The organism is Ideonella sp. sgz306126, assembly GCF_056032705.1.
Map to the genome: position 1 here is coordinate 625,563 of NZ_JBVYWP010000002.1, position 25,034 is coordinate 650,596.

General features: G+C 66.0%; 27 protein-coding genes. 5 read left to right on the plus strand and 22 right to left on the minus strand.

Annotation, left to right across the window (positions count from 1 at the left end; genetic code table 11):
* Window positions 1–6 precede the first annotated feature (6 nt).
* The 4 genes from AC0N04_RS07375 to AC0N04_RS07390 all read right to left on the minus strand — a co-directional run bounded on the left by AC0N04_RS07375 (window position 7) and on the right by AC0N04_RS07390 (window position 3,253).
* A complete protein-coding gene (locus tag AC0N04_RS07375; protein WP_474280051.1) occupies window positions 7–726 on the minus strand; it encodes a TetR/AcrR family transcriptional regulator in 720 nt (239 codons plus the stop codon).
* A 168-nt stretch (window positions 727–894) separates the two neighbouring features.
* Window positions 895–1,341: an SRPBCC family protein gene (locus tag AC0N04_RS07380; protein ID WP_474280053.1), complete on the minus strand. Its 447-nt coding sequence runs from the start codon at window positions 1,339–1,341 to the stop codon at window positions 895–897.
* Between the two features lie 154 nt (window positions 1,342–1,495).
* A complete protein-coding gene (locus AC0N04_RS07385; RefSeq protein WP_474280055.1) occupies window positions 1,496–2,992 on the minus strand; it encodes an amidase in 1,497 nt (498 codons plus the stop codon).
* A gap of 126 nt (window positions 2,993–3,118) precedes the next feature.
* Window positions 3,119–3,253, minus strand: a complete 135-nt coding sequence (locus AC0N04_RS07390) for a hypothetical protein (protein WP_474280057.1) — start codon at window positions 3,251–3,253, stop codon at window positions 3,119–3,121.
* A gap of 196 nt (window positions 3,254–3,449) precedes the next feature.
* Between AC0N04_RS07390 and AC0N04_RS07395 the strand changes: the two genes are divergently transcribed.
* The 4 genes from AC0N04_RS07395 (at window position 3,450) to AC0N04_RS07410 (ending at window position 8,714) form a co-directional block, all read left to right on the plus strand.
* Window positions 3,450–4,361: an EamA family transporter gene (locus AC0N04_RS07395; protein WP_474280058.1), complete on the plus strand. Its 912-nt coding sequence runs from the start codon at window positions 3,450–3,452 to the stop codon at window positions 4,359–4,361.
* Between the two features lie 148 nt (window positions 4,362–4,509).
* A complete protein-coding gene (locus tag AC0N04_RS07400; protein ID WP_474280060.1) occupies window positions 4,510–5,340 on the plus strand; it encodes a thioesterase family protein in 831 nt (276 codons plus the stop codon).
* Between the two features lie 576 nt (window positions 5,341–5,916).
* Window positions 5,917–7,848 carry an ATP-binding protein gene (locus AC0N04_RS07405; RefSeq protein ID WP_474280062.1) on the plus strand — a complete coding sequence of 644 codons (1,932 nt, stop codon included), beginning with the start codon at window positions 5,917–5,919 and terminating at the stop codon, window positions 7,846–7,848.
* A gap of 113 nt (window positions 7,849–7,961) precedes the next feature.
* Complete coding sequence (locus tag AC0N04_RS07410) at window positions 7,962–8,714, plus strand: type 1 glutamine amidotransferase domain-containing protein (RefSeq protein WP_474280064.1); 753 nt, start codon at window positions 7,962–7,964, stop codon at window positions 8,712–8,714.
* A 414-nt stretch (window positions 8,715–9,128) separates the two neighbouring features.
* Here AC0N04_RS07410 and AC0N04_RS07415 read toward each other — a convergent pair whose 3' ends face one another.
* Entirely contained in the window at window positions 9,129–10,145 is a 1,017-nt protein-coding gene (locus tag AC0N04_RS07415; RefSeq protein WP_474280066.1) for an FRG domain-containing protein, read from the minus strand.
* A gap of 275 nt (window positions 10,146–10,420) precedes the next feature.
* On the opposite strand from AC0N04_RS07415, the gene AC0N04_RS07420 reads away from it, so the two are divergent.
* On the plus strand, window positions 10,421–10,891 hold the full coding sequence (locus AC0N04_RS07420; protein ID WP_474280068.1) for a GNAT family N-acetyltransferase: 471 nt from the start codon (window positions 10,421–10,423) through the stop codon (window positions 10,889–10,891).
* A 107-nt stretch (window positions 10,892–10,998) separates the two neighbouring features.
* Here the strand turns inward: AC0N04_RS07420 and AC0N04_RS07425 are convergent, their stop codons facing one another.
* From AC0N04_RS07425 to AC0N04_RS07505, 17 genes are all read right to left on the minus strand, one after another.
* Window positions 10,999–11,691, minus strand: coding sequence for a hypothetical protein (locus AC0N04_RS07425; RefSeq protein WP_474280070.1), 693 nt, complete (start codon window positions 11,689–11,691; stop codon window positions 10,999–11,001).
* A gap of 523 nt (window positions 11,692–12,214) precedes the next feature.
* Window positions 12,215–12,406, minus strand: coding sequence for a 2-hydroxymuconate tautomerase (locus AC0N04_RS07430; RefSeq protein ID WP_474280072.1), 192 nt, complete (start codon window positions 12,404–12,406; stop codon window positions 12,215–12,217).
* 26 nt (window positions 12,407–12,432) lie between these two features.
* A complete protein-coding gene (gene dmpG, locus AC0N04_RS07435; RefSeq protein ID WP_474280522.1) occupies window positions 12,433–13,464 on the minus strand; it encodes a 4-hydroxy-2-oxovalerate aldolase in 1,032 nt (343 codons plus the stop codon).
* Between the two features lie 32 nt (window positions 13,465–13,496).
* Window positions 13,497–14,414, minus strand: coding sequence for an acetaldehyde dehydrogenase (acetylating) (locus AC0N04_RS07440; RefSeq protein ID WP_474280074.1), 918 nt, complete (start codon window positions 14,412–14,414; stop codon window positions 13,497–13,499).
* A 39-nt stretch (window positions 14,415–14,453) separates the two neighbouring features.
* A complete protein-coding gene (locus AC0N04_RS07445; RefSeq protein WP_474280076.1) occupies window positions 14,454–15,365 on the minus strand; it encodes an alpha/beta fold hydrolase in 912 nt (303 codons plus the stop codon).
* Between the two features lie 13 nt (window positions 15,366–15,378).
* The gene (dmpH, locus tag AC0N04_RS07450) at window positions 15,379–16,167 is read right to left on the minus strand and encodes a 2-oxo-3-hexenedioate decarboxylase (RefSeq protein WP_474280078.1); all 789 of its coding nucleotides are present in this window, start codon (window positions 16,165–16,167) and stop codon (window positions 15,379–15,381) included.
* A gap of 19 nt (window positions 16,168–16,186) precedes the next feature.
* Entirely contained in the window at window positions 16,187–16,969 is a 783-nt protein-coding gene (gene dmpE / locus AC0N04_RS07455) for a 2-oxopent-4-enoate hydratase (protein WP_474280080.1), read from the minus strand.
* An 11-nt stretch (window positions 16,970–16,980) separates the two neighbouring features.
* Window positions 16,981–18,435 carry a 2-hydroxymuconic semialdehyde dehydrogenase gene (locus AC0N04_RS07460; protein WP_474280082.1) on the minus strand — a complete coding sequence of 485 codons (1,455 nt, stop codon included), beginning with the start codon at window positions 18,433–18,435 and terminating at the stop codon, window positions 16,981–16,983.
* A gap of 23 nt (window positions 18,436–18,458) precedes the next feature.
* A complete protein-coding gene (locus AC0N04_RS07465) occupies window positions 18,459–18,887 on the minus strand; it encodes a GlcG/HbpS family heme-binding protein (protein WP_474280084.1) in 429 nt (142 codons plus the stop codon).
* Window positions 18,888–18,998: 111 nt separating this feature from the next.
* A complete protein-coding gene (locus tag AC0N04_RS07470; RefSeq protein WP_474280086.1) occupies window positions 18,999–19,925 on the minus strand; it encodes a catechol 2,3-dioxygenase in 927 nt (308 codons plus the stop codon).
* 33 nt (window positions 19,926–19,958) lie between these two features.
* Window positions 19,959–20,303 (minus strand): 2Fe-2S iron-sulfur cluster binding domain-containing protein, encoded by a 345-nt coding sequence (locus tag AC0N04_RS07475; protein WP_474280088.1) that lies wholly within the window; start codon window positions 20,301–20,303, stop codon window positions 19,959–19,961.
* A 23-nt stretch (window positions 20,304–20,326) separates the two neighbouring features.
* Complete coding sequence (locus AC0N04_RS07480; RefSeq protein WP_474280090.1) at window positions 20,327–21,391, minus strand: 2Fe-2S iron-sulfur cluster-binding protein; 1,065 nt, start codon at window positions 21,389–21,391, stop codon at window positions 20,327–20,329.
* A gap of 1 nt (window position 21,392) precedes the next feature.
* Entirely contained in the window at window positions 21,393–21,767 is a 375-nt protein-coding gene (locus tag AC0N04_RS07485; protein WP_474280092.1) for a phenol hydroxylase subunit P4, read from the minus strand.
* 20 nt (window positions 21,768–21,787) lie between these two features.
* A complete protein-coding gene (locus AC0N04_RS07490; protein ID WP_474280094.1) occupies window positions 21,788–23,353 on the minus strand; it encodes an aromatic/alkene/methane monooxygenase hydroxylase/oxygenase subunit alpha in 1,566 nt (521 codons plus the stop codon).
* 24 nt (window positions 23,354–23,377) lie between these two features.
* A complete protein-coding gene (locus tag AC0N04_RS07495; RefSeq protein WP_474280096.1) occupies window positions 23,378–23,647 on the minus strand; it encodes an MmoB/DmpM family protein in 270 nt (89 codons plus the stop codon).
* Window positions 23,648–23,657: 10 nt separating this feature from the next.
* Window positions 23,658–24,656: an aromatic/alkene monooxygenase hydroxylase subunit beta gene (locus AC0N04_RS07500; protein ID WP_474280098.1), complete on the minus strand. Its 999-nt coding sequence runs from the start codon at window positions 24,654–24,656 to the stop codon at window positions 23,658–23,660.
* Between the two features lie 54 nt (window positions 24,657–24,710).
* A complete protein-coding gene (locus AC0N04_RS07505) occupies window positions 24,711–24,998 on the minus strand; it encodes a phenol hydroxylase subunit (protein WP_474280100.1) in 288 nt (95 codons plus the stop codon).
* Window positions 24,999–25,034 lie beyond the last annotated feature (36 nt).

Below are 25,034 nucleotides of genomic sequence, written 5' to 3' on the forward strand. Positions count from 1 at the left end.
GGCGGTTCAGCGCTGGACGTAGCGCAGGACCATCTCGACGATGCTTTCGCGGCGCGCCGCGATGGCCGCGGGCGCGTCGAGATCGCGCTTGAAGGCCAGCGAGAAACTGCGGCGATTGGACACGTTGAAAAAGCACAACGCCGAGATGGACATGTGCAGGTCCACCGGGTCCAGCCCGGGCCGGAAGGCGCCGGAACGGACGCCCCGCCGGTACACCTGGTTCACCGCGGCGATGATCGGATCGTTCAGGTCCTGGAGGGTGCGCGACTGGGCCAGGGACTCGCCATGGCGGATGTTCTCGTTCATCACCAGGCTGACGAAATCGGGATGGGCCAGCAGATAATCGCAGGTGAATCCGACCAGCGTGCGGAGCGCGCGTTCCGGTGCCAGGGCGTCGAGCTTCAGTTCGGCCTCGATGCGGCGGATGCGCGAATAGGCTTCCTCTAACACGCGGAGGTACAGACCCTCCTTGCTGCCGAAGTAGTAGTAGATCATCCGCTTGCTGGTGCGGGTCTGCGCCGCGATCTCGTCGATGCGCGCGCCCGCCAGGCCCTTGCCCGCGAACTCCGCCGTGGCCACCTCCAGGATGTCCGCCATGGTGCGGTCCGGGTCGTTGGTGCGTCCGGCGACCGGGGCTTCGGCCCCTGGAGTTTCGGCCACCGGAGCGGGCTCATGGCGAGTGGGACGGCCGCGCCGCGGCGGCGACTTTTGTACCGGGTGGTTCATCGCGGCAAGCATACGCGACGCGCGACGCGCGGCCGGGCCGGGTGGACGCCGCGGCGCCGCGTGCCGGGCGCCTCGCGGTCCGTGCGTTCGCACCCCACGCCCGGGCTTACCTGCCCGGGCGCTTCGGCTGGCACTTGCCAGCCCGCAGGGGGCTTGCTCGGCCCGGCCTCAGCCCGGAATGTCCGGCTCGACGAGCGTGGTCAGCTGGGCCAGCGATTCCTGCCAGCCGAGGTAGCACATCTCCAGCGGGATGGCGTCGGGAATGCCGTCCTGCGTGATGGCGATCTCGGTGCCGCACAGCACCGGCTTCAGGCGGACCGTCACCTGGAGCAGGCCGGGCAGGTTCGGATCGTCGAACTGGTCGGTGTAGCGGATGAGCTCGTCCGGCACCAGTTCCAGGTACTCGCCGCCGAACGAGTGGCCGGTCCCGGTCGAGAAGTTGCGGAACGACATCTTGAACCGCCCGCCCACCCGGGCGTCCATCTGGTGCACCGTGCAGGTGAAGCCGTAGGGCGGAAGCCACTTGCTCATCGCCTCGGGCTCCAGGAAGGCGCGATAGACCTTCTCCGGCCGGGTCCGGAGCACGCGATGGAGTTGAACGGTGCGAGACGACATGGGTGGGCCTCCTGTACGCCGGCGCGGCGGCCTGCGGTGATTCGACGTGGACACGGGGCGGGGGGACTGCGGGGCGCCGCGCGCCGGCCCGGCAGGCCGCCTCCGGGCCCATCATGCCAGCCGGCGGCGGAGGGCACCGTGCCAGCGGGGTCTTTCAGCCCAGCAGCGGCGAGCGCCGCTGCGTGAACCCGGTCGCCTGCTCCCAGGCGTAAGCCAGCTGCAGCACCGCCAGGTCCGCGTGGGCCGGGCCGATGATCTGCAGCCCCATCGGCAGGCCCGCCGGGCTGAAGCCGGCCGGCACGGCCGCCGCCGGCAGGCCGGCCAGCGTCGGGCCGATCACCACCTCCATCCAGCGGTGGTAGGTGTCCATGGGGCGGCCGGCGATGGTGTCGGGCCAGGGCGTGCGCGCGTCGAACGGAAAGACCTGCGCGCTGGGCAGCACCAGGTAGTCGAAGCGCTGGAACAGCGCACCCAGCGCCTGGTACCAGGCCGTCCGGTCGACGCTGGCCTGCCAGACCTGCGCGGCGCTGAGCGTCAAGCCCTGCTCGACCTCCCAGACCGCCTCGGGTTTCATCTGCGCGCGCGTGGCTTCGCGGCCATGCGGCCCGGCCAGCAGGTTGGCGACCAGGAAGGCCCGCAGCGTGAGCCAGGTGCGCCAGAGGCGCTCGGGTGCATAGTCGGGCAGCACCTCGTCGACCGAGCACCCCAGGCTGTCGAAGTGGCGCAGCGCGTCGCGGCACAGCGCCATCACGCCGGGCTCGGTGGCGAGATGGCCGCCGTAATCGCCCAGCCAGCCGATGCGCACGCCGCGGAAGTCCCGCTGCAGGGGCCGGGTGAACTGCGCCGGGTCCTCGGCGATCGACAGCGGGGAACGGGCGTCGAAACCGGCCTGCACCGACAGCAGCATCGCCAGATCGCCGACGGTGCGGGCCATCGGCCCCTCGGTGCTCAGTTGCTGGACGTAGACCTCCTGGGCCGGGCCGTGGGGCACGCGGCCCCAGGACGGGCGCAGGCCGAACACGTTGTTCCAGCCCGCCGGGTTGCGCAGCGAACCCATCATGTCGCTGCCATCGGCCACCGGCAGCATGTTCAGCGCCAGGCTGACCGCCGCCCCGCCGCTGCTGCCGCCTGCCGAGCGGCTGGGATCGAAGGCGTTGCGCGTGGTGCCGAACACCGTGTTGTAGGTGTGCGAGCCGAGGCCGAATTCCGGCGTGTTGGTCTTGCCGATCAGCAGCGCGCCCTGCCGTCGCATGCGCTCGACGACGATCGCGTCGGTCGCCGGCACCTGGTCGCGCAGCAGCGGCGAACCCTGGGTGGTGACAATGCCGGCCGTGTTGGCGAGGTCCTTGGGGGCCAGCGGAAACCCGTGCATCCAGCCGCGCGACCGCCCCTGCGCCAGTTCGTCGTCGCAGACCTGGGCCTGACGCAGCAGATCGTCGGGATCCTGGCGCGACACGATCGCGTTGACCTGCGGGTTGAAGCGGTCGATCTGCGCCAGGTAGGCCTGCATCACCTCACGGCAGGACAGCTGGCGGGCGGCGATCGCGCGCGACAAGGCCACTGCATCCAGCGCCACGATGTCACTGGCGGCGTGGTGGGGCGCTGTCGCGAGGGCGGGGCGGGGCGGGGCAGTGCTCAAGGGCGTCTCCATGGGGCAGGCGGGCAGCGCCCGACAGGCCATTCTGGCCGCACCCACGCTCTTGCGCGCACACCCGCGCTCCGAGCCCGCCAGCACCACCCGCGACGCGCCGGTGCCGGGCCGGCTGGCCGCCGCGCCTCAGGTGAACAGCCAGACGTAGATCAGCGTCGCCGCGGTGATGGCCGAGACGATGCCGATGACGGTCAGCAGGCTTCCCTGCGCAAAGGTCTTGGTGAGCTGGACCGTGTGCGGCGACACATGCAACCTGGACATACGCCCTCCTGTCGATCCCGGGGCCGGCCGGCCAGTCCAGACCTGAACCGGACATCAGCCCGCCCGTCAGCCACACTACGCCGACGCCGGCCCGTTTCGCAAGCATCCAGATCGACCGCCCTTGCACTGGATCAAGCGCGCTCGCCGGCGCGGGCCTGACGTACGATGCCTGGCTGCCCTTCACCCGACCTCACCGATGCCCGCTGCCCTTCCGCTTCGCCATTTCCTGCTCGCGCTGGCCGTGGTCTTCGTCTGGGGCACCAACTTCGTCGTCATCAAGCTGGGGCTGGGCCATCTGCCGCCGCTGCTGTTCGCGGCGCTGCGCTTCACGCTGGCGTTCGTGCCGGCCGCCTTCGTCCTGCCGCGCCCTCGGGTGCCATGGCGCAACCTGGCGCTGTACGGGATGCTGATCGGGGTGGGTCAGTTCGGCTTGCTGTACGTGGCCATGAACGGGCATATCTCGCCGGGCCTGGCCTCGCTGGTGGTGCAGATCCAGGTGTTCTTCACCATCGGCCTGTCGATGCGCCTGTCCGGCGAGCGGGTGCACGGCTTTCAGTGGCTGGCGCTGGCGCTGGCAGTCGCAGGCATCGTGGTGATCGGCCGGCACACCGACGGCGCCACCACCGTGCTCGGCCTGGCGCTGGTCGTGCTGGCGGCGCTGGCCTGGGCGGGCGGCAACATGACGGCCAAGCAGGGCCGGCCTGCCAACATGCTGGCCTACGTGGTGTGGTCCAGCGCCTTCGCGGTGCCGCCCTTGTTCGGCCTGTCGCTGGCGTTGGAGGGCAGCGACGCGATCCTCGCCGGGCTGCGGCACGCCGACCTGCCGACCTGGGCCGCCGTGGCCTGGCAGTCCTGGGGCAACACGCTGTTCGGCTATGCGGCCTGGGGGTGGCTGCTGGCGCGCCACCCGGCCGCCACGATCACCCCGATGGCCTTGCTCGTGCCGGTCTTCGGCATGAGCGCCTCGGCCTGGTTGCTGACCGAAGCCCTGCCGAGCTGGAAGCTGGCGGCCGCCGCCCTGGTGCTGTCGGGGCTGGCGCTCAACCTGTTGTGGCCCCGCCTGCGTGCCTGGGCGAGCCGCGCCGCGGAGCGGGCACCCACGGTCTAGAGAGGGCGGCGGGCGACCCCCTGTCGGCGGAATCCGAGGAGGCGTCAAGAACATCGACCCTGCCCACCGCGGCAGCACCCGGCACCGGTGGATACCGGTGCATCCGTATCATCGGCAACGCAACCTGGATGACCGCACACCTCCCGCCATGACTGCCGCCACCTCGCCTGCCTCCTCCGCACCCTTGCCGCCAGCGGCCTATACCGTCGTGTCGCATCGCACGGTCCGCGCCAGCGAGCTGACACGGGGTCCCTGGGACCCCCAGCACCAGCACGCCGGGCCGCCGATCGCCATGGTGTGCCGGGCGATCGAGGCGGTTGCGCGGGAACACGGACTCCATCACCTCGGGCGCCTCACCGCCAACCTGCTCAGGCCGCTGCCGATCGCCGAGCTGGAGATCGAGGTGGCGACGGACTATGCCGGCCGCAATGCCGCGCACTATGCCGCGGTGCTGTCGAGCGGAGGCAAGGAGCTGGCGCGCTTCACGGCCCTCGCGCAACGAGAGAACGAGATCGCGCTGCCCGACGATCTGGACGGTCATCCCTTGCCGAAGGCCCCGAAGTCACCGGCCGAGAGTGCGATTCAGCGGATGCCCTTCGGCCGCCGCCTGCCGGGCTATGCGGACCTGGTCGAGAACCGGATCGCCAGCGGCAGCTTCTTCCGGAGCCGCTGCGCCGCCTGGTTCAGGTTGCAGCGGCCCTTGGTCGAAAACGAGGATCCCAGCGGCTACCAGCGCGTGGCCGTGGCGGCCGATTCGGGCAACGGCATCTCCGCGGTGCTGGACTTCGAGCGCTACATCTTCGTGAACTCCGACCTGACGATCAACCTGCTGCGCCGTCCGCTCGGCGAGTGGATCTGCGTGGATGCGCGCACGCTGCTGGCGCCCAACGGGTGCGGCCTGGCCGAGTCGCAGCTCTTTGACGAAGCAGGGCTCATCGGCCGGGCGACCCAGAGCTTGGCGGTCCGGGCACGCGCCTGAGCGCGGGAGCGAGCCGCGGGAGCGAGTGCGGCCGAACGGACTTCGCCCGTGCCGTGGGAGCGGCGTCGCACCGCACCGACTTTCCGTGCCGTCGCCGGCCGCCCTGGCCGCTGCGGTGGATGCGGCCGGGCGCTTGAGCGAATCTGCCGGGATGCACGTCGGGCAACGACCTCGAGCACCGCAGACGCTCCACGGGTATTCCGGTTCAGGCAGGAGTCCCCGTTCGCATGGGCAGGGCTCCATGCCTGGAGCACGCCACAGGCGAAGTTCACACCTTACCGACTGGCAAGGTGTTGCACTTCAGACTTGAGACCGCCACACAAATCCGTAGCGGGTAACCCCCTGCAATGGGCACTTTGTCATTTTTTTTTGGCGACGGTGGGGTCGAAGCGAACAGCCCCCCCATTGCGCCGACCTGGGCCTTTACCCTCAAGGTGTGCGGGGGCACCGCATCCGGCCGCCAGAGGCCCGGCGGCATGGCGGGTCCCTGTCGACCGCTGCTGAGAACTTGCTCGATTTGGTTCTGACTCCAGTCGACCCGTAGACGGAGCCCCTCATCATTCAGGGAGACTCGCCATGGTCAACGCCATCCCATCTTGGGCGCCGCTGCTTGCAAACAGCATGGCTTGCGTGCTGATCGTCCGCGCAGCCGACCAGACGCTGATTCACGTCAATCCTGCGGTGGAGCGGCTGCTGGGCAGGCGTTCCGATGAGCTTTCAGGATCCACCCTTCGCGAAATCCGATTTTGGGCCAATGAAGGGATGGGAACACGGCTGGTGGAACGCCTTGAACTCGGTGAAAGCGTTGCCGACACGGTGATGGTGGTCCAGGCCGGCGATGGCGCTGCGATCCTGGCGACGGTCAACGCGTCGGCGGCGCAAATCGATGGCGTCGACTTGCACATCTACCAGGTGATGGAAATCGCCGCTCATGATCACGAGCGCGCAGAAATGAGCGCCATTCTGGAGACGGCGCAAGTGGGCATTGCGTTCAATCGATCGTTTCCGCCGCCGCGCCACTTCCTGCGCTGCAACCCCGCCTTCGAAGCCATGTTCGGTTGGTCCGCTGGCGAATTGGTCGGACAGCCGACATCATGCATCTGGCCATCGCGCGAGGCCTATCAGGACGGGTTGGCGGCGTGCGAGCAGGCCCTACGCTGCGGAGAAGCGATTGAATTCGCATGCACGTTGATGCGCAAGGATGGCAGTACCTTTGCCTGCCTCTTGCGCGGGAAAATGGTCCTGGAAGGGCAAGGCCGCCCCGAAGGGACGGTCATGATCTTCGAAGATCTGACCCAACGCAATGCGCGCGATGCGGCCCTCGCCGCCGCGCTGAGCAGTGCGCGGGAGGCCGCGTTGGCAAAGAGTGTCTTTGTTGCCAATGTCAGCCACGAAATCCGCAATCCGCTGAGCGCTCTGCTGGGCATGGCGCACTTGGCCTGCTCACCGGACACGCCGCCAGAGCAGGTGACGCCATACCTTCGGCAACTTCTTGCGAGTGCACTCACGCTCAAGGACCTGCTGGACAACACCCTCGACTTCTCCAAGATCGAAGCGGGCATGTTCTCGTTGGATGAGCGTTCGTTCAAGGTGACGGACCTGCTCGACGAATTGGTCTCAACGTGGCGCTTCGCAGCCCTGAACAAGTCGTTATCCTTGTCCTTGAACGCGGAGGAGCAGGCGCCGCCATGGTTGTTAGGTGACGCGCTTCGGATTCGGCAAATCCTGTCCAACTTCATTTCCAATGCGCTCAAATTTGCCACGCATGGCGAGGTAAGCGTTCGATATCGATGGCTGCCCGATGGTTTGGCCCGATTTGAAGTGCACGATCAAGGTCCGGGGTTGGACGAACAGGCGCAAGCCAAGCTGTTCCAGCGCTTCGTGCAGCTGAAGGCCGCACCGGCCGGTGCGGCCGTTTCAGGCACGGGACTGGGCTTGGCCATCAGCAAAGACCTGGCACAACGAATGGGTGGCCAGGTCGGCTTTGAAAGTACGGTCGGACAAGGAACCTGCTTTTGGGTGGAACTGCCCCTCCCAATGGGACCTCCCGCTTCGCTGCCGGCTTCGCCGCCGGACGCGCCAGACCACGCATTGGCTTCCCGCGAACTGACGGGCGTGCGCATCTTGATCGTCGAGGACGACGAAGTGAATCAGTTGATTGCGCGCACGTTCGTCGAGCGTTGGGGCGGGACGGTCGAGATCGCTGGAGATGGACACGACGGCTTGGCGAAGGTGCTCGCTGCTCACGCCGCAGGGCAGGCCTTCGACATCGTTCTGATGGACTTGCACATGCAGCCGTTAGGTGGTGTCGAGGCAGTGCGCCAGATGCGCCTCCATCGACAACTGAGCGCACTCGTGATCGTCGGCCTCAGTGCCGCGGCGGGGACCGAAGAGATTGTGGCGGCCAAGCAGGCTGGGATGGTCGAGGTCATCGCCAAGCCGTTCGATCCAACGTTGCTGCTTCGCCGACTGACCTCCTACGTTGGACGCAAGTCCACCCATCCGTAGCGCTCCGCAGCAAAGCCGTCGAGGAAAGCAGCGCGCGCGTTGCCGGCATGCCGGGGCGGGCTGCGTGGGGCCGTGACCTATGATCGAGCCGTGGCCCGATTCCTGAACGATCTTTGAGCACCGTTCTCATCCCGATCCCGAACAGGGACTTCGACCCGACCGAGACCGCCGTGCCTTGGCAGGTGCTCACGGCGCGTGGGTTTCGAGTCCGCTTCGCCACGCCTGATGGCGAGCCCGGCCAGGCAGATCCGCGGATGCTGACCGGCGTCGATCTGGGCCCGCTCAAGGAACTGCTGCGTGCCGACGCGAGGGCCCGCCAGGCCTATGAAGAGATGCACTGCAGCCCGGAGTTCAGGCAGCCCCAGCGATATGCCGACCTGTCGCTGGCCGACTTCGACGGCCTGCTGCTGCCGGGCGGTCATGCACCGGGTATGAGGCCCTACCTCGAATCGGCGTCCCTGCAGGCGCTGGTGGCGGCCGCGTTCGCCGCGAGGCGCCCGCTGGCGGCGATCTGCCACGGCGTGCTGCTGGTCGCACGCTCGAAAGGCACCGACGGCCAATCGGTGTTGTTCGGCCGGCGAACGACCGCTCTGACCCGAAGCCTGGAGCTCGGCGCCTGGGCGTTGACCGCGGCCTGGCTTGGACGCTACTACCGCACCTACCCGCTGACGGTGCAGGCCGAAGTCACCGCGGCGCTGGCCAAGCAGGATGATTTCGTCTCCGGACCGCCCGGGCTATGCCGCGATTCGCCGGCGCGGCTCGAACGGGGCTTCACCGTGCGCGACGGCCACTACCTTTCGGCACGCTGGCCTGGCGACGCGCACCGCTTCGCCACGGAGTTTGCTGCTTTGCTCGCCGGCGCCTGATAGGCGCGGGGTTCACGGGCCGACCAGGCGCCGGATCCACTCGGCAGCGAAGCCGCCCAGTTCGTCCCAGCCACTCCGGCCGAGGGTGAAATGCCCACGGGCGGGGACCGCCTTGAACTCGCAGCACATCGCTACTCGATTGCTGCGAGTTTCGGATCGAGACCGATCCAGCACGTCGCATCCGGTGTCGACGCAAGTGGATCAATGGACGCCTCGGCGTGAACCTCCTCGATGCCGCTCCGACCTGGGTCTCGCTGCCGGGCATCAATTGCTGCCAGATCGAGACAGCGATCTGCCGAATCCGGACAGCGCGACCGGTCCGGCACTCACCGAACTCAGCATCACGACCCGTTGCGGACATCGTGTTCGGCGAACTCACCGTCTGAAAGCGGACTCTCGCTGTGTCATGCAAGATCAGTCCACGACGGGAATGAGGCGAACGGCTACGGCGTGGGCCTTGATATCGGCGAGCCTGTGGGCGCACCACGATTCATCGGCTAGGAGTTCTGAAACCTGCTCATTCGTCAACAGCGTTCGACCCTGAATCGGTGCTACCTGCCCGAAGATTTCTGCCCGAATCGCTTGAAGCTGGTCGGAGCGTGGCCCGTGTGGATCTCTGGCGAAGGATTGCAGAGCAGCGTCCACTAAGTCGACTGGTAGTTCGCGACATCTGAGAATCTCGGATGCCACGCGGGCGAGTGGATCGGCCGGGAACAACTTGGCGCCTCCGTCGAACATCTCCAGAAAATGTTCAGCTACGCGCCGGTCGTGCTCGAACTGCAGCATGCCCACACCGGGCCACCCGTCGAAAGCGTGGCACATCGGAAGCTCAGTTACCCAGGCCCCTTGCTCTGTTGGCCGGGGCAAGGACTGCGGCCCTAACGGAAGGTAGCGTGCAACCTCGTGCTGATCTAGTTCTTTCAGGCTGACACGATAAACAACGCCGGTGCTCTCAATCGCCGGTTGCCAGCCTTGGTCTGTCTCACGGCATGTGGCGAAGAAGGCGCTGACATCGAAGTCATCGCTGATGTCAAGGTAGCCTGTCGAGATGCCGTAGTGCTGCGCCAACCCAATTGGGTTCAGGTCGAGGTGCTGAGTCTTTGCATGCTGCGCAACTGGATGACGTTGAAGTTCCTTGGAGAACCACCACGACTGCGCGAGCCGCAGAATCACGAGTGCCTGATCAGCGATAGAGCCTCGCCACATTTCGCCTATGTCAGAAGTCGCCAATCCACGGGCGATGGACGGCAACATAGGGACATGACGTGCAGTCTGACCTCGGAACAAATTGTCTACCGCGAAGGGCAACGCCCCACCTGTGTCCTCGTCGTCCTCGTTGGCGTACCAGCACCAACTCGCATCCCGACGCTCGCGATGACCCGCGAGATCTTTAGAGATGTCGAGAAGCAATGAAGCAGGTTGTACTTGCATGATCTGCATTGTCTTCCGAGCATCACTCGCGGCGGAGGATTGCCCGAGGGCTGATCTCCGCCGGTGTCCGCATCTGGCCGGCCGCATGAGTTCGCCAGTTCCCTTGGAAGCTGACGTTCGCGCCGTAGCCGTCCGGGTGAACGTCAGCTCGCTGGGCGTGCACCAGAAGAGCGGACTCGGCCAGATGCAGACGGCGGCGAGGGTCTGGCTTTCGGCGGTTGCCAGTGTTCGATGCGGCTGCCGCCCGAGCGCCGCGCACATGTAAGCTGAACACTGTGATTGAGCTACGAAACTTCCGTGTCGGCGACGAACCCCAGCTTCGGTTCGTTTTCGAATCTGCGATCCATGAAGTTGCGATCCACGATGACAGCCAAGCTGAAGTGGACGCGTGGGCACCTCGAACGTTTGACCCAGCCTTGTGGGCCCGACGCATGCAGGGCATCGCCCCATTCGTGATCGAACGCGACGGCAAAATTGTGGCGTGTGCCGACGTGCAATCCAACGGATACATCGACCACTTCTTCGTCGCGGCCGCGGCGAACGGAGTGGGCATGGGGAGGAGACTCATGGAGCGCATCCATGAGCGAGCCCGTGAACTCGGCATCGCCGAGTTCACATCAGAAGTCAGCCGCACTGCGCAGCCGTTCTACATCCATTTCGGGTTCAAGATTGTTGAGCATCACATCAAGGAAGTGCGGGGCGTTTCCATCGAATATGCAGCGATGCGCAAGAGTCTGATCCCCTGAGGATCGATGCCAAAATAGGTTGCACCCGCCACGAGCCGCGCTGTCAAGTGACCGCTGTGCGACAGCCTGAGCAGGCATATCGCAACGTATCCGTGCTCGCGACTGAATCAGTGCGCCACCCACCACCTCTGGGCCGCGTCACGGTCCCACGGGGCCAGCAGGCCCTTCTGAATCGGGGTGTCCTTCAGCGCTGCGAACCTGCCGCGAAAAAGCGCTTCATCCGTGTCCCACGCGTCGACGATCGCGACGTCCCAGGTGCCGCCGGACGCGCCGGCGACGGCCTGGTCGATCAGCGGGATCGACGGGCCGGCCTTGAATTCCTCACCCCTACGCTCGCGGATGCTGGCTTCGACGTGGCCCAAGTACGTGATCGTGCCCTTGGTGCTCACGTTCAGTGTCTCGTGCAGCGGGGTGAAAAACGTGGCAATGATCGGGAAGCTGCGGCTCAACTCGGTCAAGCCCACGATCTCGTACTTCCCGGGTGCGAGTTGCATGCGCAGCAGATACTTGTTGCCCGCTTCCTTGTCGGTCTCGTCCAGCAGCGCCTTCTTGTCCATCGTGAAGTTGAAGCGGTCCGACGATTCGGTGGCGCCGTCCTTCTCGACGTTGACGACGAGCAGGTGCGGCTGCCAGCCCTTCTTGTACTCGTTGCGGACCGTGGCGGTCATGAGGTAGACCGGGTCGCTTGTCGCCGCAACGCGGCCGGCATCGTTTTCGAAGGCCTGGGTGGTGCGGGTGGCGCAACCGGTGAGCAGGACGCTCGCTGCGGCCGCAGCCACGAAGAGAAGGCGGTTCAACATGGATCGAGTCGAGCTGGATGTGAACGAACGTCGAGTGTAGAGGAGGCTCGACGGCCGCATCTTTACAGCAGGCGCAGAGCTTGCACCGGTGCGCAACGCCCGCGTCGATCACCGAGCTGCGCCCCGCCCTGACGTGCAACGCAGGTGGCAAGCTGCGCGCGCAGCATATGAATTGGCCATGCCCTGCGGGGACGTGTTGAGAGCACAGATTCAGATCACCGACTCCAACCTCTCGTCATGTGGCGCCATGTTGGGGGAACGCTGTCGCAGCGGGTTGCGACACGGGTCTGAGGCGATCCGTCCGCGGAGGGGCGCTGAGCAGCGTCGAATTCGCCGACCCATATGTCGCAGTTGGATCGACTATCGAGAACCGCGGCCGACAGGATGCCACTCATCCGAACAGCCTTCCGAAGTCCGCTGCCAGCCATCGCCACGGCCGCTCGCTCCCGGCCAATGGCAGACGAACCTGAACGACAGCTTCCCAGACCGCCAGCATCGCGACAGCAAGCCCGAGTTCAATGCGTCAACGACCCAAATCTTTGGCACTGACTCCCGCGATCCCCCAGTTCTGCTTGGGCACATCCTGGATCCACACGCGGATGGTTTCCTTGGGCGCGCCCACGGCGTCCTGCAGCGCCTGGGTCACTTTTTCGATGACGGCGCGCTTCTGGTCTTCGGTACGGCCTTCGAGCATGTAGATCTGGGCGAATGGCATGGGGGCTCCTTCATTCTGCGTTGCGTTCAGGCGGCCACGCGCAGGCCGCGCTCGCGGGCCATGGTCATGGCGGTGTCTTCGATCATGTCTTCCTGGCCGCCGACCATGCCGCGCCGGCCCAGCTCGACCAGTAGGTCGCGCGCCGGGATGCCGTACTTCTTCTCGGCCCGCTTGGCAAACAGCAGGAAACTGCCATATACGCCGGCATAGCCCAGCGTCAGCGCATCGCGGTCGATGCGGATGGGGAAGTCCATGATGGGCACCACCAGGTCTTCGGCCACGTCCTGAATCTTCCACACGTCCACGCCGGTCTGGATGCCCATGCGGTCGCACACGGCCACCAGCACTTCCATCGGTGTGTTGCCCGCGCCGGCACCCAGGCCCGCGGCGGCGGCGTCGATGCGGTTCGCCCCACACTCGATGGCGGCAATGGAATTGGCGATACCCATCGCCAAGTTGTGGTGGCCGTGAAAGCCCAACTCGGTCTCGGGCTTGAGCGCATCGCGCACGGCCTGCAGCCTGGCCTTCACATCGGCGGGCAGCATGTAACCGGCCGAGTCAGTGATGTAGAGGCAGTTGGCGCCGTAGCTCTCCATCAGTCTGGCTTGCTTCACCAGGCCCTCTGGGCTGTTCATGTGGGCCATCATCAGGAAGCCCACGGTGTCCATGCCAAGCTTGCGCGCGTAGCTGATGTGCTGTTCGCTCACGTCGGCTTCGGTGCAGTGCGTGGCCACGCGGATGGTGTTCACGCCCAGGCCGTGGGCCATCTTCAGGTGGTCGACGGTGCCGATGCCCGGCAGCAGCAGGGCACTGACCTTGGCCCGCCTCATCAGCGGAATCACCGTGCCGAGGTATTCCTCGTCGGTGTGGGCCGGGAAGCCGTAGTTCACGCTGGAGCCGCCCAGGCCGTCGCCGTGGGTGACCTCGATCAGCGGCACGCCCGCGGCGTCCAGGCCGCAGGCGATGGTCTTCATCTGTTCCAGCGTCATCAGGTGGCGCTTGGGGTGCATGCCGTCGCGCAGCGTCATGTCGTGGACCGTGATCTGGCGGCCGTCCATCGGGCTCTTGGGGTGGGTCATGGGGGGCTCCTTCAGGCGGCAACGGTGGGTTCGAGGACGAGTTGGCCGGCCAGGATTTCCTCGGCAAACATCTCGGCGGTTCGGGCCGCCGCGGCGGTCATGATGTCGAGGTTGCCGGCGTACTTGGGCAGATAGTCGCCAAGGCCTTCCACCTCCATGAACACGCTCACACGCTTGCCGTCGAACACCGGGCCGTTGACCAGCTTGTAGCCAGGCACGTACTTCTGCACTTCCTTGATCATGTCGTGGATCGACTGTGTGATGGCGACCTGGTCGGGTTCGGTCTCGGTCAGGCAGTGCACGGTGTCGCGCATGATCAGCGGCGGCTCAGCCGGGTTGATGACGATGATGGCCTTGCCCTTCTTGGCACCGCCCACGCGTTCGACGGCGCCAGCCGTGGTGCGGGTGAATTCGTCGATGTTCTTGCGCGTGCCCGGGCCCACCGAGCGGCTGCTCACCGTGGCCACGATTTCGCCGTAGGCCACGGGCTGAACCCGCGACACGGCCGCCACCATGGGGATGGTGGCCTGGCCGCCGCAGGTGACCATGTTGACGTTCATCTCGCGCCGGCCCACGTGCTGCTTGAGGTTCACGGGCGGCACGCAGTACGGGCCAATGGCGGCAGGGGTGAGGTCGATCATCATCGCGCCCTGGGCGTTGACCTTGCGCGAGTTCTCGGCGTGCACGTAGGCGCTGGTGGCGTCGAACACGATCTGCACGCCGTCCGCCAGCATGTGCGGCACCAGGCCGTCCACGCCCTCGGCGGTGGTCTTGATGCCCATCTCGCGGGCGCGCTTCAAGCCATCGGATTCGGGGTCGATGCCCACCATCCACACCGGTTCCAGCACCGGACTGCGCTGCAGCTTGGCCAGCAGGTCGGTGCCGATGTTTCCAGGCCCGATCAGGGCGCATTTGATCTTCTTGCTCATCAGGGTGATCTCCGAGAGGTGAAAAACGGGGGGGTAGCCTCAGGCGCGGTCGGCCTCGGCCAAGAAGTCACTCACGAGCCGCGAAAACCGGTTGGCATGTTCTATCTGGGTCCAGTGGCCGCAGTGGCCAAAGACATGCAGCTGGCTGTTCGGAATCCACTGGCTGAGCGTGAGCGAGTTCTGCAGCGGGATGATCTGGTCCTCCCGGCCGTGAATGACCAGGGTCTCGTGCGGCAGCGCGCGGATGTCGTTCTCGCGGCTGGCCATGGCGTCCACCCAACGCTGGCGCGGTGCGGGGAACATGGCCGCGAAGGACTCCTGAAAGCCGGTGCGGATACTCGCGCGGTAGCGCAGCTCGGCCAGCTCGTCGGTCACCAGGGCGCGGCTGTGCGCAAAGAGGTCCAGCAGCCCCTTCATCGCGGCCAGCGAGGGCTCGTAGCCCCACACCGCGTCCAGGCCCGGCGTGATCGCGAAGGGCACGCCCACGCTGCCCATCAGCACCAGGCGGCGCACGCGGCGCGGTGCGCGGATGGCCAGTGCCAGCGACAGCGCGCCGCCAAACGAGTTGCCCACCAGGTCCACCTGCGGCACGCCCAGCGCGTCCATAAGGTCCTGCGCCTGCTGCACCCAGGTATCCATGGTGTAAGCGATGCCCACGGGCCGGTCGGTGTAGCCAAAGCCCACCATGTCGGGGGCCAGCACGCGCCGGCCTCGGACGAGCGCCGGGCCGCCCCAAGCCGTCCCGGCCCCCTCGGGGGCTGGGGGGGTCAAGCCCGCCAGCTCGGGCATCACCAGGCGCCAATTGGCCCAGGCGCTCACGCCCGGCCCGGAGCCGTGGATCAGCAGCACCGGTGGCTGACCCAACTGGGCCTGGCCCAGGTCGTGGCAGTTGGTGTCGAAGGATCCTGTGCGCACGCTGCGCGCGATCTCGGGATTGTCAGACGGGTTCACGGCGGATTCGGCCTCAGACGAAACGCATGGAGACGCTGCCCAGATCCTGGAAGCGCACGTGGATGTTGTCGCCCGCAGCCACGGCGATGGCCTCGGTGACCCCGCCGGTCATGATGAAGCTGCCGGCCGGAATCTCCTGGCCACGCCGACCCAGGTGGTTGGCCATCATCGCCACCGCCGCCAGCGGGTGGCCCAGCACGGCGGCGCCGGCGGCCATCGCCACGGTCTTGCCGTTCTTCTCCAGCACCACGCCCAGCGTGCGCAGGTCCAGCTCTTCGACAGGGCGCGCCCGTCCGCCGATCACGAAGCGCGACGCCGAGGTGTTGTCAGCGATCACGCTCTTGAGGTCGAACTTGAAGTCGCGGTAACGGCTGTCGATGATCTCCACCGCCGGCAGCACGAAGTCGATCGCCGCCATCACCGCGCCCACGTGGCAGCCGGGGCCGCGCAGCGGCGCTTTGGTGACCACGCAGATCTCGGCCTCGACCTTGGGGTGGATCAGCTCGCTCATCTTGATCTCCCCTCCTTCGGGCCGCGCCATGTCGTCGCTGACGAAGCCGAAGCAAGGCGTGTCGACGCCCATCTGCTTCATCTTCGCGAACGAAGTCAGGCCGGCCTTCAGGCCCACGATCCGGTGGCCTCGCGCCTGCCTGCGCCGGCGCAGCTCGTCCTGGATGTCGTAGGCGTCGGCCCAGTCCATCTGGGGGAAGTCATCGGTGATCTTGGTGACGTCGCGGGCGTCTCGTTCGGCCGCCTCCAGATGGGCGGCGAGGGTCTCGATGTCGGTACGGGTCAGTGCCATGGTGGGGTTCTCGCCGGAGTCAGATGAAGCGCACCGAGGTGCTGCCCAGGCCGCCCACGCTGGCGTACAGGCTGTCGCCTGCCTTCACCGGCACCAGGGGCGACTGCGAACCCGAGAGGATGATGTCTCCGGCCCGGAGGGAGATGCCCAGCGACCCCAGCGTGTTGGCCAGCCAGGCCACGGCGTTCACCGGCGAGCCCTGCACCGAAGCGCCGCACGAGGTGCTGATGATTTCGCCGTTCTTCTCCAGCACCATGCCGGCCAGAGCCAGGTCCAGGTCGCGCGGGCTGCGGCGGGTGCCGCCCAGGGTGAGCACGCCGCAACTGGCGTTGTCGGCCACGGTGTCCTGGATCTTGATCTTCCAGTCCTTGATACGCGAATCGACGATCTCGAAGCAGGGCATCACGCAGTCGGTGGCGCGCAGCACGTCGGCCGCGGTGACGCCCGGGCCGCTCAGGTCGCGCGCCAGGATGAAGGCCACCTCGGCCTCGGCCTTGGGCGCGATCATCCTGGCCGTGTCCACCGGCTCGCCTTCGTTGAACACCATGCCCGAGAGCAAATGGCCGAAGTCGGGCTGGTTCACGCCCAGCATGTCCATCACCACCTGGCTGGTGACGCCGATCTTCTTGCCCACCACGACCTCGCCGGCATCCAACCGGCGCTGGATCATGCGCAGCTGGATCTGGTAGGCGTCGGCGATGGTGATGCCGGGTTCGCGGTTGGTGAGCGGCTCCACCGGCACGCGGCTGAGCAGCGACTGGTAGAGCTCGTCGCCGTAGCGTTGAATGGTCTCGGGTGTCATCACGGCGTCTCTCAGAGCTTGATCATCACGTTGCGGAGCTCGGTGTAGAACTCCAGCGAATGCACGCCGCCTTCGCGGCCGATGCCTGAGGCCTTGGCGCCGCCGAAGGCGGTGCGCAGGTCGCGCAGGAACCAGCTGTTGATCCAGCACAGCCCCACCTCGATGGCGGCCGCCATGCGGTGAGCGGTGCCCAGGTCTTGCGTCCACACGGTGGTGGCCAGGCCGTAGTCGGTGGCGTTGGCCAGTGCGATGGCTTCTTCCTCGGTGTCGAAAGGCGCGATGTGGCAGCAGGGGCCAAAGATCTCCTCGCGGATCACGGTCGACGACTCGGGCAGGCCGGTCCAGATGGTGGGCTGCACGAAGTGGCCCTCGGCGTACTCGCCCTGCAGCACCGGGGCGCCGCCGCCGGTGACCACGATGGCGCCCTCGGCCCTGGCCTTGGCGTAATAGGACAGCACCTTGGCCTTGTGCTCGGCCGAGATCAGCGGGCCCAGGCCCACGCCCGGAGTGTCGGGACCGCCCACCTTCAGGGCCTCGGCCTTGGCCTTCAGCGCGGCGACGAATCGGTCGAAGATGGGCCGCTGCACGTAGACGCGCTCGGTGCCCAGGCAGACCTGGCCGCAGTTCTCGAAGGCGCTGCGCGTGATGCCGGCGACCGCCTTGTCGAAGTCGGCGTCGGCGAAGACGATGCCGGCGTTCTTGCCGCCCAGCTCGAAGCTGACCGGGCGCACGCCCTTGGCGGCCGCCGCCATGATGGCCTCGCCGGTGCGCGTCTCGCCGGTGAAGGTGATGCCGTTGACACCCGGGTGCCGGGTGATGAACTCGCCGGCCGATCCGGGGCCGAAGCCGTGCAGCACCTGGTACACGCCCTTGGGAATGCCGACCGCGTTCATCACCTCGCCCAGCAGCGTGGCGGTGGCGGGGGTTTCCTCGCTGGGCTTGACGATCACGGTGTTGCCGCAGGCCAGCGCCGGACCGACTTTCCAGGTCATCAGCAGCAGCGGCAGGTTCCAGGGGCAGATCACGCCCAGCACACCCAGCGGCGTGCGCATGGCGTAGCTGATGGCCGTGCCGCCGTCCGGCGTGGTCATCTGGAAGCTCTCGGTCGGCACGTTCTTGACGATGTCGGCGAAAATCTTGAAGTTGGCCGCGCCGCGCGGGATGTCGATGTGGCTGGCCAGCGAATGTGGCTTGCCGGTGTCGGCCAGCTCGGCGGCGAGGAATTCGTCGAAGCGGCGGTTGATCTCGTCTGCCACGGCGTGCAGCAGTTCGGCGCGCTTGACCACGCTCATGCGGCCCCACTCGCCCTTCAGCGCGGCGCGGCCTGCGGCCACGGCCGCATTCACCTCGGCCTGGCCCGCCTCGTGCACCTGGCCAATGACCTGGTTGGTGGCAGGCGCGCGCTTGTCAAAGGTCTTGCCGGTGGCAACGAATTCGCCGTTGATGAAGTTGAGGAACTGTTTCATGGGGTGCTCGCTGAGAGTCGAAGTCAATTCAGATTCAGGGCGACCAAGCCGGCGCGGGCGCAGGCCTCGTCCTCGGCTGCCGAGCCGCCCGAGACACCGATGCCGCCAATGCGCGTGCCCTCTTCGGTGATGGGCATGCCGCCGCCAAACATCACCAGGCGGGGCCGCTGGTTCAGGCCCATGCGCAGCAGTTCGTCATCTGCCACGGCCCCGGCCCATTGCGAGGTGGGAAAGCCGAAGCTCGCGGCGGTGTAGGCCTTGTCGATGGCAATGTCGATGGAATGCAGGAAGGCGCCGGGCATGCGCAAGAACGCCATCAACGTGCCCGAGGCATCGGTCACCGCGACATTGATGCGCAAGCCCTGTGTCTCGGCGTGGGACAGCGCCGCCCGGCAGGCGGCGCTGGCGGCTTCGGCGGTGATCTGGCGTTGCGTGATGCTGTGAGATGTCATGAAGGCGCTTGGCAGTCGAAGAACCCGTCAAGTGGCCGCGGCGGAACTGGCTCTGCCAGGCCGCTCGCGGCGCCCCCTTGAGGGGGAGGCGGCCGGCCGCCTCGGGGGTGGTCAGGTCACGACCGTCAGGAAGGCCGGGTTCAGCTTGCGGTCGTGATAGAACACCGCGGCGCCCACCTCGTCCCAGGTCCAGGTGGTGGGATGCATGTCCGGGTAGAAGTCGTAGCCGCCGCAGAAGGTCTCCATGCGGTTGCCGGACGGGTCGAAGAAATAGATCGTCGTGCCGCGGGTCACGCCGTGGCGGGTCGGGCCCATGTCAATCGAGACGCGGTTGATGGACATGATGTCGGCCGCGCGCAGCACCTGCTCCCAGGTCTGGAGCAGGAAGGACACGTGATGCAGCTTGCCATCCTCGGCGTGGCGCACCATCGCGATGTCGTGCGCCTTGGCCGAGCAGGTCAGCCAGGTGGCCAGGTCGGTCTGGCCGTCTTCCAGCTTGATGCGCTCCACCAAGGTGAAGTCGAGCACCTCCTCAAACAGCTTGCGGTTGCCGTCGATGTCGCCCCCGTAGATCAGGCAATGGTCCATTCGCACGGGGTTGATGCCTTTGGCGTCAGGCATGACTGCTTCGGGGTTGGTGTAGCCCAGGCCATTGCCCACGTCGGTCTTCTCGGCGAAGAGCTCGATCGTGTGACCGGTGGGAACCTGGAAGCGAACCCGCTCGCCGGTCTCCAGCATCTCGCCAGCCGGCACGCGTTCGGTGTTCACGCCGTATTCGCGCAAACGGCCTTCGATCGTGGACAGCGTGGCCTTGTTCAGCACCTTGAAGCCGAACGCGTCCAAGCCGGCGCGGTCGGCCCTGCGGATCACGAAGCTGTTGTGGTCGCGCTCGTCCTGGCACTTGAAGTACACGCGACCGCTCTTGTCGCGCCCGGTTTCCTTCAGACCCATCACGTCGGTGTAGAACTTCACCGATTCGTCCAGATCCAGCACACGCACCACTGCGTGGCCAGGTCTCAGTACGCCAGTCATTGCCATGTCATGTCTCCTTGTTGTGTCTCAGGTTCAGGTTCAGGTTGAGGGGGTGTTGCGTGCGTCTGCCGGCTCAACCTCGCGGCAAACGCTTTTCTTCATCTTTCCAATCACGGCCAGGCGGATGTCGCTGGCCGGCTTCACGCGGCAGGCCAGCACACGGCCGCAGCGTTCGTCGTCTTCGCTCACGTGCTCTCGGCTCATCACACGCGTGGTGTAGTCGCCGGCCTGGATGGCCACCTTGCAGACGCCGCAGCCACCGTTGCGACAGCCCACGGGGATGCCCCTGCGGCCCAGGGCTTCCATGCCCTCCAGCAGCGAACGGGTCTCGGTGCATGTGTAGTGCTCGCCCGTGTCTTCGATCAGAACGTCAAATCGATGCATGCTCAGCGCCCTCGCGTCTGACGTCAGATTCGCTTGAACAGCGGACTGCGCATCTGCTGCGCCGCATCGGCTGCGGAAATGAACTTTTCGGTGTAGATATCGCGCTCGAAGAGACGCCCCTGCATCAGCGTGGTGATGCAGGCGTCAATCATCACCGGCGGACCGCAGAGGTACGCCTTGCTCCCGCGGAAGTCATTGTTAAAGTGCGCCTTGGCAGCTTCGTGCACATGGCCCCGAAAGCCGGCCCACGCCGAACCGGCCGGCTCGTTGGACAGTGCCGGCACATAGCTGAAGTGGGGGTTCGCGGCGGCCAGTTCGGTGAACAGGTCGTGGTCGTAGAGCTCGGCCAGGTTGCGCGCGCCATAGACCAGGGTCATGGGCTGGGTGCTGCCCTCGGCCAGCAGGTCCAGGATCATCGACTTGGGGCTGGACAGACCCGAGCCGCCGGCCAGGAACAGCGAAGGCAACGCCGCCGTCTTGCGCACAAAGAAGCGGCCATAGGGCCCGCTGATCGAGACACTGTCGCCCACCTTGAGGTGCTGGTGCACCCAGGTGGTGGCGGCACCGCCGGGAACCAGGCGGATGTTCAGCTCCACCTCTTCCGGCTTCTGGGGTGCGTTGGCCAGCGAGAAGGCCCGCGTGCCGGTGCCACCCGGCAGGTGCAGGTTCACGTATTGACCGGCCTGGAACCGCATCCCGCCTTTGTCATCGAGCGCTATCCACACGCCCTTGATGGTGGGCGTGAGGTCTTCGATGCGGCTCACGATCCCGGCGTAGTCCTGCACGGGCAGGTTCAGGGCATCCGGGTCCTGCTCGACGTCTGCCTCGATCACCACGTCGCTCTGCAGCGTGGCGCAGCAGGCCAGGCACTGGCCTTCCTCGCGTTCATAGTCCATCAGCGCGAAGTTGCTGGCCTCGCCATGATCTACCTCCCCATCTGTCACCTTGACCTTGCAGGTGGCGCACAGGCCGTGACAGCAGGCGTGGGGCAGGAAGATGCCGGCACGCAATGCTGCATCGAGGATGGTTTGGCCATCCTCGACCTCCAGCGTCTGGCCCAGCGGCTCGATCGTCAGCTCGTAGCCCATGTCAGCTACTGGCGCCTTTGATGCCCTTGAGCTCAGGCGTGCGCAGGCGCAGGGCGTCCTTGTGGTGGATGCCGTTCTCGGCCAGCGACTTGCTGAAGTCCGGCGTAAAGGGCCTGCCCGAGAGCAGCCATTCAGCCTTCGCCCAGTTGATCTGCTTGAACTCGGGGTGGTAGCCGAAAGCACCCGGCAGAACCGCTTCCACGAAGGCCCCGAAGGGCATGCTGGGCGGCAGTGGGAAGCAGAACGGTGCGCAAAACAGCAGGTGCTGATCCCAGCCGATGTAGACCAGCTGGTTACCGTGGAACTTCTCGAGCTTGTCGGCGGGCTCGAATTCGTAGGGGCCGATGGCGGCTACTTTTGCGGCGACTTGTGCCATGGTGTGCAATTCCTTCTGGCTCACTTGCTGGGGTTGGCGTTGGACGTGGCCGCGCCGCGCCAGGCGGCGAAGTTCTTCTGGTCTTCCGAGCCTTCAAAGTCCATGTTGTCGCGGCCCATCTTCAGGTTGTAGTAGTCCAGCACCGCGGGCAGCGGCTCGAAGCCTTCCACCGTGGGGTCCACCCCGGGGTTGAAACAGTTGCCCTGATAGATCTGGTGCACCGGCAACCAGGCCTGCTGGTATTTCTCGGGCTCGTGGTCGAAGATCTCCTTGCATCCGTCCGAACAGAAGTGGAACTTCATGCCGTGGTACGTGGATTCGCGGTAGCAAATCTGCGTCGGGTCGTCCGGCTCGGTGAAGAGCATCGGAATCTGGCAGGTCTGGCACAGCATCGGCAGCGTGGTGTTGTAGTGCCGGTTGCCTTTTGCGGCCTCGTCGCGCCAGAACTCCAGGCGCGGGCGGTAGTACTTGTCGAAGCTGTCCGGGTACTTGGCCGAGAGCCAGTCCATTTCCTCAGCGGTGGGGATCCAGCCGTGGAAGTTGCTGGCGGCGCTGTACTGGTAGAACGTGGCCCAGGCCTGGTGCGAGATGTGGTCCTTGTCCTTCTCGATCTGGTCCAGCCACTTGGGCGGACGGATGCCGTAGCGTTCAAGGTCCTTGAACAGCGCGCCACCGTTCTGCTCGAAGTAGACCTCCCAGGCCTCCTTCCAGCTCATCACGCGCTTGGGCAGCATGTAATCCATCATCATGCCCACCAGGGTCAGCACGCGGTAGCCGCGCCAGGTCCACTTGTCGATCCAGCGCTGCACGATGGGCAGGTTCGCCGGGTCCTGCTCCAGGATGAACTTGATGCACTCGAGGCCCAGGGTCATGTGGCGGGCCTCGTCGCTCTGCGCGCTGAAGCCGAAGGTCATCGCACCCATGTCGCCGTTGTAGGCCGCACCCGAGACGAAGGGCACGAACAACAGGTTGGTCAGCACGTACTCGAAGCTGAAGCCCACGGCCACCATGAACTCGAACGGCCCGGCGGTGATGGCGTCGTCGAAGAACGATCGCGGCACGCTCATGTACCAGACCCGCTGGTGCATCTGTGGGAACGAGTGCAGCCCGTTGTAATACTTGTTGTAGTTGCTCATCGAGTGGATCTGCGTCTGCGAGTGACGCATCTCGTCGAGCGACTGCATCAAGCAGGCCACGCGCGTGCCCACGCCGGGGAACTGACGACCCACGTGGGCAAAGCCCCGGTGCGCCTGGTACTCCAGCGGGCTCACGCCATTGAGGAACAGCTTGAGCGTGTTGATGTAACGGGCATCGGTGACGCCCAGGTGGCCGTTGTTCTGCGCGAAGGCGTCGATGATGGCGTAGAGCTTCTTTTCCTTCTCGGCCTGGTACTTCCAGTAGGCATCCATCGTCAGGCGGAACGGGTCTTCCCACTTGTCCCAGTCGTGGATCTTGATGCCCTCGTACTCGGCATACGGGAACACCTTGTTCATCGGCTGGTAGGTGGTCTCCCAATCTAGGCCCCGGGTCATCAGCGCGTAGCGCTCCTTCAGGCCCAGCTTCTTCTTGGCAACGTTCATGTCCATGGGTTGTCTCCTCGTGGCACGCGTTCAGCGGCCCCAGCTCAAAGTGAATTCGTCGTCGGTCTCGTCGATGTTTCCCGACAGGGTGATGAGGTTCAGGTGCAGCTCCTGCAGGTTGAAGTCGCGCCCCATGCGCTCACTGACGCTGTCGCGCTTGAGCGTGAGCCGGCCTTCGGCGTTGATCTTGACCATGGCCGGCTGCTCTTCCAGCTCGGCGGCGGGGTTGTCGGCCAGCAGCGCGTCGACGATGCAGCGGCTGTCGTCGCTCAGCTGCAGAGCCAGGAATACCTTGGACATCGCGGTTCCTTCAAAGAGTGACGCCGGTTTTGGCGACGCGGGTCTTGAACTGTTGGGTGAGGTCGGCCATCACGGCCGGGGCCTTGTCGCCCAGCGCGAACTCGGCCAGCGGAGTCACGGCGGCCAGGCCGCGTTCGAACCAGTGCGCCGTCCACGTCTGCAGCTGGGCCTTGTTCTCGGACGACTCGGCAGCTGCGGTCTTCATCTGCGCGTCCACCCACTTGGCGGTTTCGGCGTGCCACTCGGTCATGAACTGGGTGAGCATCGCGATGGCTGAGCCGCCCTGGGTGGTCAGCACGTCGTCCACCAGGGTCTCGTAGACCATCGGATAGACCAGGCCGTCGAGCACCAGGTTCTGCGCGACGAAGACCTCGAACCAGTCCTTCACCACGAACACGTCTTCCACGTAGTGGCGCAGGCCTTGCCACTTGGGGTCGTGCAGCCACTGCTGCTTGGCGCGGTCCAGCGCCTCGGGCTCGTCCAGCAGCAGGCCCACGCGGGTCAGGTACTGGGCGATGCCCAGCTGGTCCATCGCGTGGTAGATGTGCGGCTGCGAGATGGCCGTGCCATAGCTGTAGGCGCAGATGTAGGCGTTGTTCATGTTGCCGCCCCAGGCCAGATGGCGCATCGGCAGCAGGACTTCTAGCGCCATCCGCCGAACTCCGGCAGGCAAGGCCGCGGCCAGGCCACGCGACTCGACGAACTCGAAGTTCGACTCGGTGGTTTCCTGCTGGCGGGCGCGCGTCTGGGTGTAGGTGCCGTAATAGAACTGGCGCGGGTCCTTGAAGGCGTACCAGTCCTTCATGGCGATGGCCGTGCGCTTGGGGTCGAAGATCTCGTGCTCGGGGTCCCAGGTGGGTCGGTAGTGGAAGTTGTGGGTGGCCTGCACGTCGAACGTGCCTTCCTGGTAGCGCGTGGCGGGCTTGTCGCCGCCGATGCGCTTGGCCACGTGGTCGAAGGTGTGGCGCAGTGGCTTGATGCTCACGGTGCGCAGGTCCATGGATTGCATGTGTGGTGTCTCCTTGCTTGGTGTGCTGACGTTGTCCCGCGGGTCTGTCAGGGCTCAATCGGTGCCGTCGGGTTCGTGGCGGAAGCGCTGCTGGCGCGCCTGCTGCAGCGTCCAGTCCCATTCATGGGCAACCTCGCCCAGCGCTGCCGGTGGCAAGCCACCGTGGCTGGGCTGCACGCCCTGCTGGGCGCAGAACTCGTTGAATTGCTCGCGGCCCAGCAACATCTCGACGAAGAGCTCGGGCTCGCCCACCGCGAACTCAAATTCAACGAAGCCATCGGCGCGCTCGTCCACGATGCGCACGAAACGTTGAGCGGGGTTGAACAGCGCGACATCGGTCATGCCCCACACATCGCAAAGCCCGCGCCTGAAATATGG

What these genes read in the sequence shown, in the direction of transcription:
- AC0N04_RS07375 (WP_474280051.1), bottom strand. Translation starts at nt 726, where the DNA reads ATGAACCACCCGGTACAAAAGTCGCCGCCGCGGCGCGGCCGTCCCACT.
- AC0N04_RS07380 (WP_474280053.1), bottom strand. Translation starts at nt 1,341, where the DNA reads ATGTCGTCTCGCACCGTTCAACTCCATCGCGTGCTCCGGACCCGGCCG.
- AC0N04_RS07385 (WP_474280055.1), bottom strand. Translation starts at nt 2,992, where the DNA reads ATGGAGACGCCCTTGAGCACTGCCCCGCCCCGCCCCGCCCTCGCGACA.
- AC0N04_RS07390 (WP_474280057.1), bottom strand. Translation starts at nt 3,253, where the DNA reads ATGTCCAGGTTGCATGTGTCGCCGCACACGGTCCAGCTCACCAAGACC.
- AC0N04_RS07395 (WP_474280058.1), top strand. Translation starts at nt 3,450, where the DNA reads ATGCCCGCTGCCCTTCCGCTTCGCCATTTCCTGCTCGCGCTGGCCGTG.
- AC0N04_RS07400 (WP_474280060.1), top strand. Translation starts at nt 4,510, where the DNA reads ATGACTGCCGCCACCTCGCCTGCCTCCTCCGCACCCTTGCCGCCAGCG.
- AC0N04_RS07405 (WP_474280062.1), top strand. Translation starts at nt 5,917, where the DNA reads ATGGTCAACGCCATCCCATCTTGGGCGCCGCTGCTTGCAAACAGCATG.
- AC0N04_RS07415 (WP_474280066.1), bottom strand. Translation starts at nt 10,145, where the DNA reads ATGCAAGTACAACCTGCTTCATTGCTTCTCGACATCTCTAAAGATCTC.
- AC0N04_RS07425 (WP_474280070.1), bottom strand. Translation starts at nt 11,691, where the DNA reads ATGTTGAACCGCCTTCTCTTCGTGGCTGCGGCCGCAGCGAGCGTCCTG.
- AC0N04_RS07430 (WP_474280072.1), bottom strand. Translation starts at nt 12,406, where the DNA reads ATGCCATTCGCCCAGATCTACATGCTCGAAGGCCGTACCGAAGACCAG.
- dmpG (WP_474280522.1), bottom strand. Translation starts at nt 13,464, where the DNA reads ATGGACGGCCGCCAGATCACGGTCCACGACATGACGCTGCGCGACGGC.
- AC0N04_RS07440 (WP_474280074.1), bottom strand. Translation starts at nt 14,414, where the DNA reads ATGAGCAAGAAGATCAAATGCGCCCTGATCGGGCCTGGAAACATCGGC.
- dmpH (WP_474280078.1), bottom strand. Translation starts at nt 16,167, where the DNA reads ATGGCACTGACCCGTACCGACATCGAGACCCTCGCCGCCCATCTGGAG.
- dmpE (WP_474280080.1), bottom strand. Translation starts at nt 16,969, where the DNA reads ATGACACCCGAGACCATTCAACGCTACGGCGACGAGCTCTACCAGTCG.
- AC0N04_RS07460 (WP_474280082.1), bottom strand. Translation starts at nt 18,435, where the DNA reads ATGAAACAGTTCCTCAACTTCATCAACGGCGAATTCGTTGCCACCGGC.
- AC0N04_RS07465 (WP_474280084.1), bottom strand. Translation starts at nt 18,887, where the DNA reads ATGACATCTCACAGCATCACGCAACGCCAGATCACCGCCGAAGCCGCC.
- AC0N04_RS07470 (WP_474280086.1), bottom strand. Translation starts at nt 19,925, where the DNA reads ATGGCAATGACTGGCGTACTGAGACCTGGCCACGCAGTGGTGCGTGTG.
- AC0N04_RS07475 (WP_474280088.1), bottom strand. Translation starts at nt 20,303, where the DNA reads ATGCATCGATTTGACGTTCTGATCGAAGACACGGGCGAGCACTACACA.
- AC0N04_RS07480 (WP_474280090.1), bottom strand. Translation starts at nt 21,391, where the DNA reads ATGGGCTACGAGCTGACGATCGAGCCGCTGGGCCAGACGCTGGAGGTC.
- AC0N04_RS07485 (WP_474280092.1), bottom strand. Translation starts at nt 21,767, where the DNA reads ATGGCACAAGTCGCCGCAAAAGTAGCCGCCATCGGCCCCTACGAATTC.
- AC0N04_RS07490 (WP_474280094.1), bottom strand. Translation starts at nt 23,353, where the DNA reads ATGGACATGAACGTTGCCAAGAAGAAGCTGGGCCTGAAGGAGCGCTAC.
- AC0N04_RS07495 (WP_474280096.1), bottom strand. Translation starts at nt 23,647, where the DNA reads ATGTCCAAGGTATTCCTGGCTCTGCAGCTGAGCGACGACAGCCGCTGC.
- AC0N04_RS07500 (WP_474280098.1), bottom strand. Translation starts at nt 24,656, where the DNA reads ATGCAATCCATGGACCTGCGCACCGTGAGCATCAAGCCACTGCGCCAC.
- AC0N04_RS07505 (WP_474280100.1), bottom strand. Translation starts at nt 24,998, where the DNA reads ATGACCGATGTCGCGCTGTTCAACCCCGCTCAACGTTTCGTGCGCATC.